Here is a 467-nt window from a genome sequence, read left to right on the forward strand (position 1 = left end):
GGTATGAGCCTTCCTTGAACTCGGTCGGCCACCGCAGCCACTGTCGGTAAGCGGCCAGCAAACCCGTCTTGACGAATTGAGCTAAGCGACCGCAACTGTCGGCTGCCAGCGATGAGGCAGCAATGTTGCGACGTCGCTGGCCCTGTGGGTCGGCAATCGCGTGAGGACGTCCTTCAGATAGGCGTGCGGTTCGTGCCCATTGAGTTGTGCTGAGCGCAACAGGCTCATGATGGCGGCAGCGCGTTGGCCCGCTCGCAGTGAGCCGGCGAACAGCCAGTTGGCCCTGCCGACAGCAAGTTCGCGATCATTCTGCCCAGATCGGGCAGGAAGTTGAAGTCCATTACCGTTGGCATCCCTTGTATGGGCGTCGCGTCAAGGTACGAGACGTCGAGGAGCGAAGCGGCGGTCGCGTGGTGCACGTCGAGGCCAGCCCAGGCGTAGTGAGGGTCGTGTCGGCGTGGATGCTG

General features: G+C 62.7%; 1 protein-coding gene and 1 pseudogene. Both read right to left on the reverse strand.

All coding sequences use genetic code 11. From position 1 onward, the window contains the following. Positions 1-81: 81 nt before the first annotated feature. Positions 82-294, reverse strand: a pseudogene (locus tag VSR34_RS38450) (transposase domain-containing protein); the annotation flags it as partial. Continuing rightward, the coding region (locus VSR34_RS38455) for a hypothetical protein (protein ID WP_342965238.1) at positions 225-467 on the reverse strand (243 nt) is incomplete at its 5' end. The gene VSR34_RS38455 and the pseudogene VSR34_RS38450, both read right to left, overlap by 70 nt.

Origin of the sequence: Paraburkholderia sp. JHI2823, from assembly GCF_038900695.1 — a bacterium.
Taxonomy (GTDB): domain Bacteria; phylum Pseudomonadota; class Gammaproteobacteria; order Burkholderiales; family Burkholderiaceae; genus Paraburkholderia; species Paraburkholderia mimosarum.